A 15,543-nucleotide genomic window follows, 5' to 3' on the forward strand; every position below is an offset into this window, starting at 1 on the left:
GCGTCCTGCTGAAATCGGTGGCTTACCTTCATTGCCGTGCCGCCACTTTACCGCACTCCGGCGCGCTAACGATTTTCAGCGATGAGAGTTGCGTAGCGCCTCGCAAAGCGGGTCGCCATTCAGAATAATCCCGACCGTGTTCCATAATTCCTCCATTTTTCTCCCTTCCCTGCTGACTACAATAGAGGGAGCAACATTCCGCAAAACGTTTCAGGATGAGAAACTTATACCGATGAAAGGCAGTAATACTTTCCGCTGGGCAATAGCGATTGGGGTTGTAGTAGCCGCCGCCGCATTCTGGTTCTGGCATAACCGTAGCGAAAGCCCGACCGCCGCGCCGGGCGTCGCCGCGCAAGCGCCGCATACCGCCGCCGCAGGTCGCCGCGGTATGCGCGACGGCCCTCTGGCGCCGGTACAGGCCGCGACCGCGACCACGCAGGCCGTACCGCGCTATCTGAGCGGGCTGGGTACCGTGACCGCAGCGAATACCGTTACGGTACGTAGCCGCGTGGATGGTCAACTCATCGCCCTGCACTTTCAGGAAGGTCAGCAGGTCAACGCAGGCGATCTGCTGGCGCAAATCGATCCCAGCCAGTTTAAGGTCGCCCTGGCGCAGGCTCAGGGACAGTTGGCGAAAGATAACGCTACGCTGGCGAATGCGCGTCGTGATCTGGCGCGCTATCAGCAACTGGCAAAAACCAATCTGGTTTCCCGTCAGGAACTGGATGCGCAACAGGCGCTGGTCAACGAAACCCAGGGAACCATTAAAGCGGATGAAGCCAATGTCGCCAGCGCGCAGTTACAGCTCGACTGGAGTCGTATCACGGCCCCGGTCTCGGGACGCGTGGGTCTGAAACAGGTGGATGTCGGCAACCAGATTTCCAGCAGCGATACCGCCGGTATTGTCGTCATTACGCAAACGCACCCGATTGATCTCATTTTTACTCTGCCGGAAAGCGATATCGCGACCGTAGTTCAGGCACAGAAAGCGGGGAAAGCGCTGGTCGTAGAAGCCTGGGATCGGACTAACTCGCACAAATTGAGCGAAGGTGTGTTGCTCAGTCTGGACAACCAGATTGATCCCACGACGGGAACGATCAAAATTAAAGCGCGCTTTACCAATCAGGACGATACGCTGTTCCCCAATCAATTTGTGAACGCCCGGATGCTGGTCGATACCGAACAAAATGCCGTTGTGGTGCCTGCCGCGGCGGTGCAAATGGGCAATGAGGGCCACTTTGTGTGGGTGCTGAACGACGAAAATAACGTCAGCAAGAAGCGGGTAAAAATCGGTATTCAGGATAACCGAAACGTGGTGATCAGCGCAGGCTTGTCGGCAGGCGATCGCGTCGTTACCGATGGTATTGATCGGCTGACGGAAGGCGCAAAAGTCGAGGTCGTTGAGCCGCAAACCACCGTGGCGGATGAAAAATCCCCTTCCCGCCATGAAGGTCAAAAAGGAGCGCGCGCCTGATGCAGGTATTACCTCCGGGCAGCACGGGCGGCCCTTCGCGCCTGTTTATTCTGCGCCCCGTGGCCACCACTCTGCTGATGGCGGCGATTTTACTCGCCGGGATTATCGGCTATCGCTTCCTGCCCGTCGCCGCTTTGCCGGAGGTCGACTACCCCACTATTCAGGTTGTTACGCTCTACCCTGGCGCCAGCCCGGATGTCATGACCTCCGCCGTCACCGCGCCGCTTGAGCGCCAGTTCGGCCAGATGTCAGGACTTAAGCAGATGTCGTCGCAAAGCTCCGGCGGCGCATCAGTGGTAACGCTACAGTTTCAGTTGACGCTGCCGCTGGACGTTGCCGAGCAGGAAGTACAGGCGGCGATTAACGCAGCCACCAATTTATTGCCTTCCGACCTGCCGAATCCGCCGATTTATAGCAAAGTCAACCCGGCGGACCCGCCGATTATGACGCTTGCCGTCACCTCAAACGCGATGCCGATGACCCAAGTAGAGGACATGGTAGAAACCCGCGTGGCGCAGAAGATCTCGCAGGTCTCCGGCGTCGGACTGGTGACGCTTGCCGGCGGGCAGCGCCCTGCGGTACGCGTAAAACTGAATGCTCAGGCTGTCGCCGCGCTCGGTCTGACCAGCGAAACGGTCCGTACCGCAATTACCGGCGCCAACGTCAACTCGGCGAAAGGCAGTCTGGATGGCCCCGAACGGGCGGTGACGCTTTCTGCTAACGATCAGATGCAGTCTGCCGACGACTACCGCAGGCTTATCATCGCGTATCAAAACGGCGCGCCGGTACGGTTGGGCGATGTCGCCACCGTCGAACAGGGGGCGGAAAATAGCTGGCTCGGCGCATGGGCGAATCAAGCGCCGGCTATCGTGATGAACGTTCAACGCCAGCCCGGCGCCAATATCATTGCGACAGCGGACAGCATTCGCCAGATGCTGCCCCAGCTTACCGAAAGCCTGCCGAAATCGGTGAAGGTCACGGTCCTGTCCGATCGCACCACCAATATTCGCGCTTCCGTGCGCGATACCCAGTTTGAACTGATGCTGGCGATCGCGCTGGTCGTCATGATTATCTATCTGTTTTTACGTAACATTCCCGCCACAATTATTCCCGGCGTCGCCGTACCGCTGTCGCTTATCGGCACCTTTGCGGTGATGGTGTTTTTGGATTTTTCCATTAATAACCTGACGCTGATGGCGCTCACTATCGCCACGGGTTTCGTGGTGGACGATGCGATTGTGGTGATCGAGAACATCTCGCGCTACATCGAAAAAGGAGAAAAACCGCTGGCGGCGGCGCTCAAAGGCGCGGGCGAAATCGGCTTTACCATTATTTCCCTCACCTTTTCCCTGATTGCGGTGCTGATCCCGTTGCTCTTTATGGGCGATATTGTTGGTCGACTGTTCCGCGAATTTGCGGTGACGTTGGCGGTAGCGATTTTAATCTCCGCCGTCGTCTCTTTGACGCTCACGCCCATGATGTGCGCGCGTATGCTCAGCCAGCAGTCTCTGCGTAAACAAAACCGCTTTTCCCGCGCCTGCGAGCGGATGTTTGACCGCGTGATCGCCAGCTACGGACGCGGATTAGCGAAAGTGCTCAACCATCCGTGGCTTACATTGAGCGTGGCATTCGCCACGCTCCTGCTCAGCGTTATGCTGTGGATAGTCATTCCGAAAGGGTTCTTTCCGGTACAGGATAACGGCATTATCCAGGGAACGCTGCAGGCGCCGCAATCGTCATCGTATGCCAGTATGGCGCAACGTCAGCGCCAGGTGGCGGAGCGGATATTACAGGACCCGGCGGTGCAAAGCCTGACGACTTTTGTTGGCGTAGACGGCGCTAACCCCACGCTCAATAGCGCGCGCCTGCAAATTAACCTCAAGCCGCTGGATGCGCGTGATGACCGCGTGCAGCAGGTGATCTCCCGGCTGCAAACCGCCGTGGCGACGATTCCCGGCGTGGCGCTGTATCTCCAGCCGACGCAGGATTTAACCATCGACACGCAGGTCAGCCGCACGCAGTATCAGTTTACCCTGCAGGCCACGACGCTCGATGCGCTCAGTCACTGGGTGCCAAAACTGCAGAACGCGCTACAGTCGTTACCACAGCTCTCTGAGGTAAGCAGCGACTGGCAAGATCGGGGATTAGCGGCCTGGGTGAATGTCGACCGCGACAGCGCCAGCCGTCTGGGTATCAGCATGGCGGATGTGGATAACGCGCTCTACAACGCGTTCGGGCAACGCCTGATTTCAACGATTTATACCCGGGCGAACCAGTACCGCGTCGTACTGGAACATAATACCGCCAGCACGCCGGGACTGGCGGCGCTGGAGACGATTCGCCTGACGAGCCGCGACGGCGGCACCGTACCGCTCAGCGCGATTGCCCGCATTGAGCAGCGCTTCGCTCCGCTCTCTATCAATCATTTAGATCAGTTCCCGGTTACGACATTTTCGTTTAACGTGCCGGAGGGCTATTCGCTCGGCGATGCGGTGCAGGCGATTCTCGATACGGAAAAAACGCTCGCCCTGCCAGCGGATATTACAACGCAGTTTCAGGGCAGTACGCTCGCCTTCCAGGCGGCGCTGGGCAGCACCGTCTGGCTTATTGTCGCCGCCGTGGTGGCGATGTATATCGTGCTCGGCGTGCTGTATGAGAGTTTTATCCATCCGATCACGATTCTCTCAACGCTGCCTACGGCGGGCGTCGGCGCGCTGCTGGCGCTGATCATCGCCGGTAGCGAGCTCGATATTATCGCCATTATCGGCATTATTTTGCTGATCGGCATCGTGAAGAAAAACGCCATCATGATGATTGACTTCGCCCTCGCCGCCGAACGCGAACAGGGGATGAGTCCGCGCGACGCTATCTTCCAGGCCTGTCTGCTGCGTTTTCGACCGATTCTGATGACCACGCTGGCGGCGTTGCTCGGGGCATTGCCATTAATGTTGAGTACCGGCGTTGGCGCGGAATTACGTCGCCCGTTGGGGATCGCAATGGTGGGCGGCCTACTGGTCAGCCAGGTATTAACTCTGTTTACCACACCGGTGATTTATCTCCTGTTTGACCGCCTGTCGCTGTACGTGAAAAGTCGCTTTCCGCGCCATAAAGAGGAGGCGTAGATGCGCTTTTTCGCCCTTTTCATCTACCGCCCGGTCGCCACCATTTTGATTGCCGCCGCCATTACGCTGTGCGGCATTCTGGGCTTCCGTCTGCTGCCGGTCGCCCCGCTGCCGCAGGTCGATTTCCCGGTGATTATGGTTAGCGCCTCGCTGCCGGGCGCCTCGCCGGAAACCATGGCTTCGTCGGTGGCGACGCCGTTGGAACGCTCTTTGGGACGCATTGCAGGCGTCAATGAAATGACTTCCAGCAGCTCGCTCGGCAGTACGCGCATTATTCTCGAATTTAATTTCGATCGTGATATTAACGGCGCGGCGCGCGACGTGCAGGCCGCCATTAACGCCGCGCAAAGCTTGTTGCCAGGCGGAATGCCCAGCCGCCCGACTTATCGCAAGGCCAACCCATCCGACGCGCCGATTATGATTTTAACGCTCACCTCGGAGAGCTGGTCACAGGGCAAACTGTATGATTTCGCCTCTACCCAACTGGCGCAAACCATCGCGCAAATTGACGGCGTCGGCGATGTTGACGTCGGCGGCAGCTCCCTGCCCGCAGTACGTGTAGGCTTAAACCCGCAGGCGCTCTTTAACCAGGGCGTCTCGCTGGATGAGGTCCGCGAAGCGATCGACAGCGCCAACGTACGCCGACCGCAAGGCGCAATTGAAGATAGCGTCCACCGCTGGCAAATCCAGACCAACGACGAACTGAAAACCGCCGCCGAATACCAGCCGCTGATTATTCACTATAACAACGGCGCGGCGGTACGCCTGGGCGACGTCGCCAGCGTCACCGACTCGGTGCAGGATGTCCGTAACGCCGGGATGACGAACGCTAAACCCGCTATTTTGTTGATGATCCGCAAGCTGCCGGAGGCCAACATTATTCAGACGGTCGACGGCATCCGGGCAAAACTGCCGGAACTGCGGGCAATGATCCCCGCCGCTATCGATTTACAAATCGCCCAGGATCGTTCGCCGACGATTCGCGCATCGCTGCAAGAGGTAGAAGAGACGCTGGTTATCTCTGTCGCGCTGGTGATCCTGGTGGTGTTTTTATTCCTGCGTTCCGGGCGCGCCACGCTAATCCCCGCCGTCGCCGTTCCCGTTTCGCTCATCGGCACCTTCGCCGCCATGTATCTGTGCGGCTTCAGCCTCAACAATCTGTCGCTGATGGCGCTGACTATCGCGACCGGATTTGTCGTTGATGATGCCATTGTGGTGCTGGAAAATATCGCCCGCCATCTGGAGGCGGGAATGAAACCTTTGCAGGCGGCATTACAGGGTACGCGGGAAGTCGGGTTTACGGTCATCTCCATGAGTCTGTCGCTGGTGGCGGTATTTCTGCCGCTGCTGTTAATGGGCGGCCTGCCAGGGCGATTATTACGGGAATTCGCCGTTACCCTCTCGGTGGCGATTGGCATTTCGCTGGTGGTCTCGCTCACGCTGACGCCGATGATGTGCGGCTGGATGCTTAAATCAAGCAAACCGCGCACCCAACCGCGTAAACGGGGCGTTGGCCGTTTGCTGGTCGCCTTGCAACAGGGTTACGGCACGTCGTTAAAATGGGTGCTTAACCATACGCGTCTTGTCGGTGTGGTTTTTCTTGGCACCGTTGCGCTGAACATCTGGCTTTATATCGCCATCCCTAAAACATTCTTTCCGGAGCAGGACACCGGCGTGTTGATGGGCGGTATTCAGGCTGACCAGAGCATCTCTTTCCAGGCCATGCGCGGCAAGCTGCAGGATTTTATGAAAATTATTCGCGACGATCCGGCGGTGAATAATGTCACTGGTTTTACCGGCGGCTCGCGGGTGAATAGCGGCATGATGTTTATTACGCTGAAGCCGCGCGGCGAACGCAAAGAGACGGCGCAGCAAATCATTGACCGACTGCGGGTCAAACTGGCAAAAGAACCCGGCGCCAGGCTGTTTCTGATGGCGGTACAGGATATTCGCGTCGGCGGGCGGCAGGCTAACGCCAGTTACCAATATACGTTGCTGTCTGACTCCCTGGCGGCGCTGCGCGAGTGGGAGCCGAAAATACGCAAAGCGCTCTCGGCCCTGCCGCAACTGGCGGACGTAAACTCCGACCAGCAGGATAATGGCGCGGAGATGAACCTTATCTACGACCGCGACACCATGTCACGGCTGGGTATTGATGTTCAGGCCGCAAACAGTCTGTTAAATAATGCTTTCGGCCAGCGGCAAATTTCCACCATTTATCAGCCGATGAACCAGTATAAAGTGGTGATGGAAGTCGATCCGCGCTATAGCCAGGATATCAGCGCGCTGGAGAAAATGTTCGTTATCAACCGTGACGGAAAAGCGATTCCCCTCTCTTATTTCGCCCAATGGCGGCCCGCCAATGCGCCGCTGTCGGTGAACCATCAGGGATTGTCCGCGGCGTCCACGATTGCCTTTAACCTGCCGACCGGCACATCGTTATCGCAGGCGACGGAGGCCATTAATCGCACAATGACGCAGCTTGGCGTCCCCCCGACGGTACGCGGCAGTTTTTCCGGAACGGCGCAAGTCTTCCAGCAGACCATGAATTCACAGCTTATTTTGATAGTGGCGGCGATCGCTACCGTCTACATTGTGCTGGGGATACTGTACGAAAGCTACGTCCATCCACTGACCATTCTCTCTACTCTGCCATCGGCGGGCGTTGGGGCGCTTCTGGCGCTGGAACTCTTCAATGCCCCTTTCAGCCTAATCGCCCTGATAGGGATCATGCTATTAATTGGCATTGTGAAGAAAAACGCCATTATGATGGTCGATTTTGCGCTTGAAGCGCAACGAAGCGGCGGCCTGACGCCGGAACAAGCCATTTTCCAGGCCTGCTTGTTACGCTTCCGTCCAATAATGATGACCACGCTGGCGGCGCTGTTCGGCGCACTGCCATTGGTGTTATCTGGCGGAGACGGTTCGGAATTACGGCAGCCGCTGGGGATAACCATTGTCGGCGGTTTGGTCATGAGCCAGCTCCTGACGCTCTATACCACGCCGGTGGTGTACCTCTTTTTCGATCGTCTGCGGCGGCGTTTTTCGCGTAAAAATAGCAAACCGGTAGTAGAAATATGACAGAACTTCCTGACAACACCCGCTGGCAACTCTGGATTGTGGCATTCGGCTTTTTTATGCAGTCGCTGGATACCACCATCGTCAACACTGCGCTGCCCTCCATGGCGAAAAGCCTGGGGGAAAGCCCGCTGCATATGCACATGGTAGTGGTGTCATATGTTCTTACCGTCGCCGTAATGCTCCCCGCCAGCGGCTGGCTGGCAGATAAAATCGGCGTGCGTAATATCTTCTTTGCCGCCATTGTGCTGTTCACGCTGGGTTCGCTGTTTTGCGCCCTCTCCGGCACGCTTAATCAACTGGTATTAGCGCGGGTTTTACAAGGCGTAGGCGGCGCGATGATGGTACCGGTCGGACGCCTGACGGTCATGAAAATCGTGCCGCGCGCGCAATATATGGCGGCGATGACCTTCGTCACCCTACCGGGACAGATCGGGCCGTTACTCGGCCCCGCGCTGGGCGGGGTGCTGGTGGAATATGCTTCATGGCACTGGATCTTTCTGATCAATATCCCGGTGGGAATTGTCGGCGCTATTGCAACCTTTATGCTGATGCCAAACTACACCATAGAGACCCGGCGCTTTGATCTGCCGGGGTTCCTGCTGTTAGCTATCGGCATGGCGGTACTCACGCTGGCGCTGGATGGTAGTAAAAGCATGGGGATTTCGCCCTGGACATTAGCCGGACTTGCTGCGGGCGGCGCGGCAGCCATTCTGCTCTATCTCCTCCATGCCAAAAAAAACTCAGGCGCGTTATTCAGCCTGCGATTGTTCCGCACGCCCACGTTTTCACTGGGGTTGCTGGGCAGTTTTGCCGGGCGTATCGGCAGCGGTATGCTGCCGTTTATGACGCCGGTCTTTTTGCAAATTGGTCTTGGTTTTTCACCGTTTCATGCCGGTTTGATGATGATCCCCATGGTGCTGGGCAGCATGGGAATGAAGCGGATTGTGGTGCAGATAGTTAACCGTTTTGGCTATCGTCGGGTTCTGGTGGCGACCACGCTCGGACTGGCATTGGTTAGCCTGTTGTTTATGTCGGTCGCGCTGCTCGGCTGGTATTATCTCCTGCCGCTGGTACTGCTTTTGCAGGGAATGGTGAACTCGGCGCGCTTTTCTTCCATGAACACCTTAACGCTAAAAGACCTTCCCGATACGCTGGCCAGCAGCGGCAATAGCTTATTATCGATGATTATGCAGCTCTCGATGAGTATTGGCGTCACTATTGCCGGAATGCTGCTGGGTATGTTTGGCCAACAGCATATCGGGATAGACAGTAGCGCCACACATCACGTCTTTATGTACACCTGGTTATGTATGGCGGTTATTATCGCGCTACCGGCGATAATTTTTGCCCGCGTGCCGAACGATACACAGCAAAACATGGTCATTTCACGGCGTAAAAGGAGCCTGTAATGAAAGTCTGGCGGCCCGGAATCACCGGCAAGCTGTTTCTGGCGATTTTCGCCACCTGCATCGTGCTGCTGATCAGTATGCATTGGGCCGTGCGCGTCAGTTTTGAACGCGGATTTATTGACTATATCAAACACGGCAACGAGCAGCGGCTACAAATGCTGGGCGATGCGCTGGGCGACCAGTACCAGCAACACGGCAACTGGCGTTTTTTACGCAACAACGATCGCTTCGTTTTCCAGATTCTGCGTTCATTTGAGCATGACAACGACCGGGATAAACCCGGCCCCGGTATGCCGCCGCACGGTTGGCGCACCCAGTTCTGGGTCGTCGATCAAAATGGCCGGGTGCTGGTCGGCCCACGCGGTCCGGTGCCGCATGACGGTACTCGCCGCCCCATTCTGGTCAATGGCGTCGAAGTCGGCGCGATTATCGCCTCTCCTGTCGAGCGGCTGACGCGCAATACGGATATTAATTTTGATATGCAGCAGCGGCGCGCCAGTTGGATGATCGTGGCATTATCAACGTTGCTGGCCGCGCTGGCGACATTTTTGCTGGCGCGTGGCCTGCTCGCCCCGGTCAAACGGTTGGTCGAGGGTACGCACAGACTGGCGGCGGGGGATTTTACCACGCGCGTGACCCCAACCAGCGCCGATGAGCTGGGAAAACTGGCGCAGGACTTTAACCAGCTTGCCAGCACGCTGGAAAAAAATCAGCAGATGCGCCGCGACTTTATGGCGGATATTTCCCACGAACTGCGCACGCCGCTGGCGGTATTGCGCGGCGAACTGGAAGCCATTCAGGATGGCGTTCGCCAGTTCACGCCAGAATCGGTTACCTCCCTACAGGCGGAAGTCGGTACGCTTACCAAACTGGTTGACGACCTGCATCAGCTTTCGTTGTCTGACGAGGGCGCGCTGGCTTACCAAAAAACGACCGTCGATCTTGTTCCCCTGTTGGAAGTCGCTGGCGGCGCGTTCAGAGAACGCTTTACCAGCCGGGGGCTAACGCTACATTACGCGTTGCCGGATAGCATGACCGTCTTCGGCGACCCGGATCGCCTGATGCAACTGTTTAATAATCTGCTGGAAAACAGTCTGCGCTACACCGACAGCGGCGGCGGCCTGCATATTTCCGCCGAACAACGCGATAAATCATTATTCCTGACCTTTGCCGATTCTGCACCGGGCGTCAGCGATGAACAGTTACAAAAGCTTTTTGACCGTTTTTACCGCACGGAAGTGTCCCGTAACCGCGCCAGCGGCGGTTCTGGACTGGGGCTGGCGATATGCGTCAATATTGTACACGCGCATAACGGTCATCTTCACGCCGCTCATTCGCCTTTTGGCGGGGTTAGCATTACAGTAGAGTTACCGCTGGATCGCGATTTACAGAGAGAAGTATGACTGAATTACCCATTGATGAAAACACGCCGCGCATTTTGATTGTTGAAGATGAACCCAAGCTGGGACAGCTGCTTATTGACTACTTACGCGCGGCAAGTTACGCCCCCACGCTCATCAATCATGGCGACAAGGTACTGCCGTATGTGCGTCAAACGCCGCCGGATCTGATCCTGCTGGATCTGATGCTGCCGGGTACCGATGGTCTGACGCTATGCCGGGAGATTCGCCGTTTTTCCGACATCCCCATTGTGATGGTCACGGCCAAAATCGAAGAGATCGACCGGCTGCTTGGGCTGGAAATCGGCGCCGATGATTATATCTGTAAGCCTTACAGCCCGCGCGAAGTCGTGGCCCGCGTGAAAACCATTTTGCGCCGCTGTAAACCGCAGCGCGAACTCCAGCAGCAGGATGCCGAAAGCCCGTTAATGATTGATGAAAGCCGCTTTCAGGCCTCCTGGTGTGGTAAAGCGCTGGATTTAACCCCCGCTGAATTCCGTCTGCTAAAAACCTTATCGCTTGAACCGGGTAAAGTTTTTTCCCGCGAGCAGTTGTTAAACCACCTCTACGACGACTACCGTGTGGTGACCGATCGTACTATCGACAGCCACATTAAAAACCTGCGCCGTAAACTGGAATCGCTGGATGCCGAACAGTCATTTATACGCGCGGTCTACGGGGTGGGATATCGCTGGGAAGCGGATGCGTGTCGCCTGGTATAATGATTATTGGCATAACAATAACAAGGTCGTAAGACGATATTTTCCGCCAACGCTATTCTGGCGGAATTAACACACTGTCCTCTTTCCTTTGGCCGAGCGGTATCCCGAAAACCACGACGAACGCGATCGGAGACAATAAATTATTTGGCCGCTCTTTTTAGTTTACCGATATACTGTGAGTAGTTTTTTAAACTTATTGCGCATTAATTCATTAAGTGAATCTAAAAATACATAAACATAATACCAGCTTAATTATACATGGATTTTTATGACAGAAACGTCATCTCACCGCTATAAACCACGCAATATAATAAATGCGCCAAATGTAAAATCGTCTATTTTTTCCCGGAGCCAACAACGCGGCGACAGCGAAAATATCCAGCGCTGGTTAAGCAACCATTTTTATCGTTGGATCATTGGTGACTTTCCTCACGTTTATCCTGTGCGCTCCGTCGCCGATTATGCCGTTTATTTTAGCGCTGATGCAGAAATCCCCGCCTGGCTGGTGCCAAAGCTGGGTGGCGATGAGCGCTTTTACTACCTTAACGTTCAGCACCCGCAACTCGTGGCAATGGAAAGAGATTTAGTGGAATTTCTTTCGCGTCAGGAAGGAACGCGGCTGGAAACTAAACTGCAGCGCATCAACTGCTTTACCGTGCTGGCAATGCGCGAAGCGGAGCATCAAAAAATGCAGCGCCTGCGTGAACAAGGTTGGTATCCCTCCAACAGCGAAGCGCTAAAACCGGTGATGGCGGTGAATAACGGTGTACTGGTTGAGCTTGATGCAACAAACCCCGGCCTGCGCAGTGAGATGGCGTATGAATCCTGGCATATGCAACACTGCGTCGGAGATTTTGATAATAAAGGCGCGCTTTCCGGCGGCTACGGCGATTACTACGCCCGGCAAATTGAACAACAAAAACTTCGCCTGTTTAGCCTGCGCGACGGCAATAATATTCCCCACGTCACAATAAGCCTGGTGGTTGGTAATAACGGCCTGAGCATTGATCAGATTAAAGGTAAGCAAAATCGCCATCCTATTAAGAAATATGCTAACGATGTTTTATCTCTGTTACGCCATCTGCAACCACTTCCTGAGCGCCACGCCGATTGCGAAGAGATGGGAATAGTTTATGAAGCAACGCCGGAATATTCAGGTTGGAAATTTATTACTCATATTCATGACCTCAATTTTCTGCTCAATGTGCTGCATGACAATTTTCATTTAATGGAGCACTTCCCTACGCCTCCGGTGGCTTTACAGTGGCTGCTGCTGCACAGCGCCCCGGAGGCGCTGCGCTATCTTCAGGTTGTTGATCCTAACGTGGCGACGGCTGCGGAAATGCTGTTTCCACGGCATGAATGGCACCCTACGCTTGCCGGAAAAAACACCAGTAGTGAACCTTTCGAAATTGAAAGCCTGACGCTACAAACCACGCGCTATCTTTCTGCAACCAGGGAGGAGCGCTAATGTTCTGGATTGTTCTTATTATTGCCGCCCTATTTTTTAGCTGGCGCAACTACAAAAAAAACAAACCGCTGATTGCGGCCCGTATCGCCGAGGAGAAAGAAAAAGATCGCCTGAAGGATCTGCGTCGCGATACCCGGCGGCGGCAATGGGCGCTGGCGCTAGCTGATATCCTCGCCCGGCGCAACGGGCTACCGATCAAAGGCGTTGAGCTGGTCTTCAAACTTGACGATGACAAACGCCGCTATCTGGCACAGCAGGTAAAAAAAGAGCTGGGCTTGAGCGAAAATCTCGACGATGCAGCGTTACGCCACAAGGTTGAGGATATCTTACGCCGCTGGCCTGCGGGCATCGGCAGCTCGCCGCGCACGTTTTACCATTATCTGGCGGCCCAGGGACAGGTCCGCGACGCGCTGGCATTCGACTGCATGCGCACCGCCTTCCTGACCCGCTGTATCGCCGGGCTCGGCTGGTGTGATGAAAATCAGGCCTGGCTGGTGTTGTTACTTAACGCCCAGCGCGCTCAGGACTGTTTTGATTCCTGGGAGGATTACGCCACCGCCTACGTTCGCGCACGCCGGGTATGGCTCACGCTACGTGACACGCCAACAGCGCTTGCCGGACGGGATTTACAGGAAGCCACCCATTATCTGCAAGACCCTGTCAGCCGCTGGCGACAACTGCCGTGGAATGAATTCAAAATTTTCGAGCCGATTTAAAGGACTATTTATGGAACAGGATGACCGCCTGCTCAACGCTATGTTTGAGATGTGCAACCACAAAAATCCCCTCAATGACGGGCATCGCGAGTGGCATATCGCCGATATTTCCGGCCTGCTGCGTGAAGAACGCTATGACGAACTGGACGAACGCTACAACCAGGCGCTGACGGAGAGCTTTACCAGCCGCGAAGCGGAAAAGCGCTATTTCTTCGCCTGGAATCAAATGGACAACCCTTTTTACGATATGGACACGCTGGTTGAGGCTGGGCCGCAAGGATTAGCGCTGATCAAAAAGTGGCAGCGCGCTCGTCCCCGCTCCACTCACGCCTGGCTTGCCGAGGCGCAATACTGGAATCACCGTGCGTGGCTTTACCGCAGCTATGGCTGGGCGAGAGAAACCACCCGAGCGATGTGGATCTGCGCCGCCGCCTGCAACGAACGGATGGTCATCGCCGCGCTCAATGCTATCGACTGTGAACCGCGCCAGTGGATGGCGGCGGCCCTGACCAGCACCAACTCAAAAGTCTTCGGCCAGCCCGACTGGCTGGTTGAGTTCCTCGTGGGCGCGGATGTTGCCGGGCAGCCATTAATGGAGGATCTGGCTGAATATCATCGCCATTCACCGCAGGAGGTGGACGCGCTGATGGCCCATTCCGGGCTGTCGTTTGCCGACGCGGTTTGCCCAAATTTGCCGCGCCCGTCCGTATTGCCGGAGTGCGATGACGATGCCGGGCAAAAATACTGGCTCGCCGTCTGCCTGGCTATTTTCCCGACGGCATTTTACGTGCTGGATGAATATATCCCGTTTCGTATGCCACGCTGGAGAGGGTCTCACGAGGAGATCCGCGAATTTCTGGAATCAAGCGTATGCGATCACCTTTCTGCCGCAGAACGTGAACATCTGGAGCTATTAATCTGGTGGGACGATCACCGCGATCTGCGCATCAAAGAGGTTGACTCCCCGGCAGAACAGGAACGTATTATCGCCAAAGCCGAAGAGATTAGCCTGCGAGCGCATATCCAGGAATCTCGCCACAACGCGCTGGAGTGGCTGCGGGTCTGCTATAGCGATCTGGACGATAATGACGCGCTCTGGCGAACCCTTCAGCGTTCGATCGTGGAAAAAGTTAAGCTCAACAATTACTTCTCTGATGACACGATAAAGTTCGCCCTGCGCGATTTTCCTGACACCTGGTGGATGTATAATTTTCTCTGTCAGAATGCGCAGCAAACGGAATTCGCAGTGCCGAAAATCCGTCGTGGCTACTTTCAGTACGCCGGGCTATTGGGTTTCGAAAAGGATGAGGCGCAAGGCCTCGCCTGGCTCGATAGCGTCGCCGACATTCAATATAACCATAACTGGCGGGCGGCGATTAAAAATTTCAACTGGTTCGGGCTCCCGGAACATTTCGTGCCGCTGGCAGAGCTGGGCGCACAAAGAAATATACCCGCCGCGCTAAACCTGCTGGGCCTTGAACACAATAATAAAGAGAACAAAGGCCTACTACCTTACGATCCTGCCATCGCGTTAGGGTATTTTCAGCGCGCGGCGGAGATTTTGCACCGGCAGTTAGCGCTGCGCGAGAGCACCCCGTACAAATTAATAGATAACGGAGGCTATACCGACTATGAAAATGACCTGAAAAATATTCATTTCAGCATTGGCATCTGCAACCAGCGTCTGAGTAAACAAGAACTTGATACCGAAAAACGTTCCGCTTATGAAAAAGAACTGCTCGATAATCTCTGGCTGGCGCATCAGTTCGGGCATAAAGAAGCCTGGGGCTTGTTCCTGCTGAATATTTTTGAAGTGAAGGATATTACGCTGGCGCATAAGCATCTGGAACTGGTGCAACAAGAGGCCAACAAAGGCACGCTACATGCTATGGTGACCCTATCGCGCCTGCACGGTAATAAACACGATCGAACGCTGTTTAATATGAAGCTAAGCGCACGCTGGGCACATTTTGCCTTCACGCTTTACCCGGATAATGAAATCGTTATGGACTGCCTGGACCACCTGCATTTCGATTCTTTCTGGAAACGCTTTCGTTTCGCCTGGTATACCGTCCGCATCCCGAACTCAGAGCTGCCGGGACAGGTCAACTCAATGGTGTAAGGTGGTTTACTCCCCTCTCCCACGGC

The 15,543-nt window shown here is 55.5% G+C and carries 9 protein-coding genes; all 9 read left to right on the top strand.

Translation table 11 applies throughout. The annotated features are described in order from the left end of the window. The first annotated feature begins 232 nt into the window (after window positions 1-232). The 9 genes from mdtA to J4645_RS09250 all read left to right on the top strand — a co-directional run bounded on the left by mdtA (window position 233) and on the right by J4645_RS09250 (window position 15,517). Window positions 233-1,474: a multidrug efflux RND transporter subunit MdtA gene (mdtA, locus tag J4645_RS09210; protein WP_000678803.1), complete on the top strand. Its 1,242-nt coding sequence runs from the start codon at window positions 233-235 to the stop codon at window positions 1,472-1,474. Further along, window positions 1,474-4,596, top strand: a complete 3,123-nt coding sequence (mdtB, locus tag J4645_RS09215) for a multidrug efflux RND transporter permease subunit MdtB (RefSeq protein WP_208208953.1) — start codon at window positions 1,474-1,476, stop codon at window positions 4,594-4,596. Before mdtA ends, mdtB begins: the two co-directional genes overlap by 1 nt. Beyond that, window positions 4,597-7,677 (top strand): multidrug efflux RND transporter permease subunit MdtC, encoded by a 3,081-nt coding sequence (gene mdtC, locus J4645_RS09220; protein ID WP_001210092.1) that lies wholly within the window; start codon window positions 4,597-4,599, stop codon window positions 7,675-7,677. It begins immediately after the preceding gene. After that, on the top strand, window positions 7,674-9,086 hold the full coding sequence (locus tag J4645_RS09225) for an MFS transporter (protein ID WP_000137815.1): 1,413 nt from the start codon (window positions 7,674-7,676) through the stop codon (window positions 9,084-9,086). The genes mdtC and J4645_RS09225 overlap by 4 nt, the downstream gene beginning before the upstream one ends. Further along, window positions 9,086-10,489 (top strand): two-component system sensor histidine kinase BaeS, encoded by a 1,404-nt coding sequence (gene baeS, locus J4645_RS09230; RefSeq protein ID WP_000870081.1) that lies wholly within the window; start codon window positions 9,086-9,088, stop codon window positions 10,487-10,489. Before J4645_RS09225 ends, baeS begins: the two co-directional genes overlap by 1 nt. Next, entirely contained in the window at window positions 10,486-11,208 is a 723-nt protein-coding gene (baeR, locus tag J4645_RS09235; RefSeq protein ID WP_000137854.1) for a two-component system response regulator BaeR, read from the top strand. The genes baeS and baeR overlap by 4 nt, the downstream gene beginning before the upstream one ends. A gap of 268 nt (window positions 11,209-11,476) precedes the next feature. After that, entirely contained in the window at window positions 11,477-12,679 is a 1,203-nt protein-coding gene (locus J4645_RS09240; protein ID WP_000141073.1) for a hypothetical protein, read from the top strand. Next, window positions 12,679-13,395, top strand: coding sequence for a DUF1266 domain-containing protein (locus J4645_RS09245; protein ID WP_017442194.1), 717 nt, complete (start codon window positions 12,679-12,681; stop codon window positions 13,393-13,395). Before J4645_RS09240 ends, J4645_RS09245 begins: the two co-directional genes overlap by 1 nt. A 10-nt stretch (window positions 13,396-13,405) precedes the next feature. Beyond that, window positions 13,406-15,517 (top strand): DUF4034 domain-containing protein, encoded by a 2,112-nt coding sequence (locus J4645_RS09250; RefSeq protein WP_023215234.1) that lies wholly within the window; start codon window positions 13,406-13,408, stop codon window positions 15,515-15,517. The last annotated feature ends 26 nt before the right edge of the window (window positions 15,518-15,543 follow it).

It is taken from the genome of Salmonella sp. 32082101201600294FB01SM01, assembly GCF_017572865.1.
In the GTDB taxonomy this organism is placed as follows: domain Bacteria; phylum Pseudomonadota; class Gammaproteobacteria; order Enterobacterales; family Enterobacteriaceae; genus Salmonella; species Salmonella enterica.

Excerpts from the sequence above, each read along its gene's own strand:
- baeS (WP_000870081.1), top strand. The coding sequence starts at position 9,086 with ATGAAAGTCTGGCGGCCCGGAATCACCGGCAAGCTGTTTCTGGCGATT.
- J4645_RS09240 (WP_000141073.1), top strand. The coding sequence starts at position 11,477 with ATGACAGAAACGTCATCTCACCGCTATAAACCACGCAATATAATAAAT.
- mdtB (WP_208208953.1), top strand. The coding sequence starts at position 1,474 with ATGCAGGTATTACCTCCGGGCAGCACGGGCGGCCCTTCGCGCCTGTTT.
- baeR (WP_000137854.1), top strand. The coding sequence starts at position 10,486 with ATGACTGAATTACCCATTGATGAAAACACGCCGCGCATTTTGATTGTT.
- J4645_RS09225 (WP_000137815.1), top strand. The coding sequence starts at position 7,674 with ATGACAGAACTTCCTGACAACACCCGCTGGCAACTCTGGATTGTGGCA.
- mdtA (WP_000678803.1), top strand. The coding sequence starts at position 233 with ATGAAAGGCAGTAATACTTTCCGCTGGGCAATAGCGATTGGGGTTGTA.
- J4645_RS09250 (WP_023215234.1), top strand. The coding sequence starts at position 13,406 with ATGGAACAGGATGACCGCCTGCTCAACGCTATGTTTGAGATGTGCAAC.
- J4645_RS09245 (WP_017442194.1), top strand. The coding sequence starts at position 12,679 with ATGTTCTGGATTGTTCTTATTATTGCCGCCCTATTTTTTAGCTGGCGC.
- mdtC (WP_001210092.1), top strand. The coding sequence starts at position 4,597 with ATGCGCTTTTTCGCCCTTTTCATCTACCGCCCGGTCGCCACCATTTTG.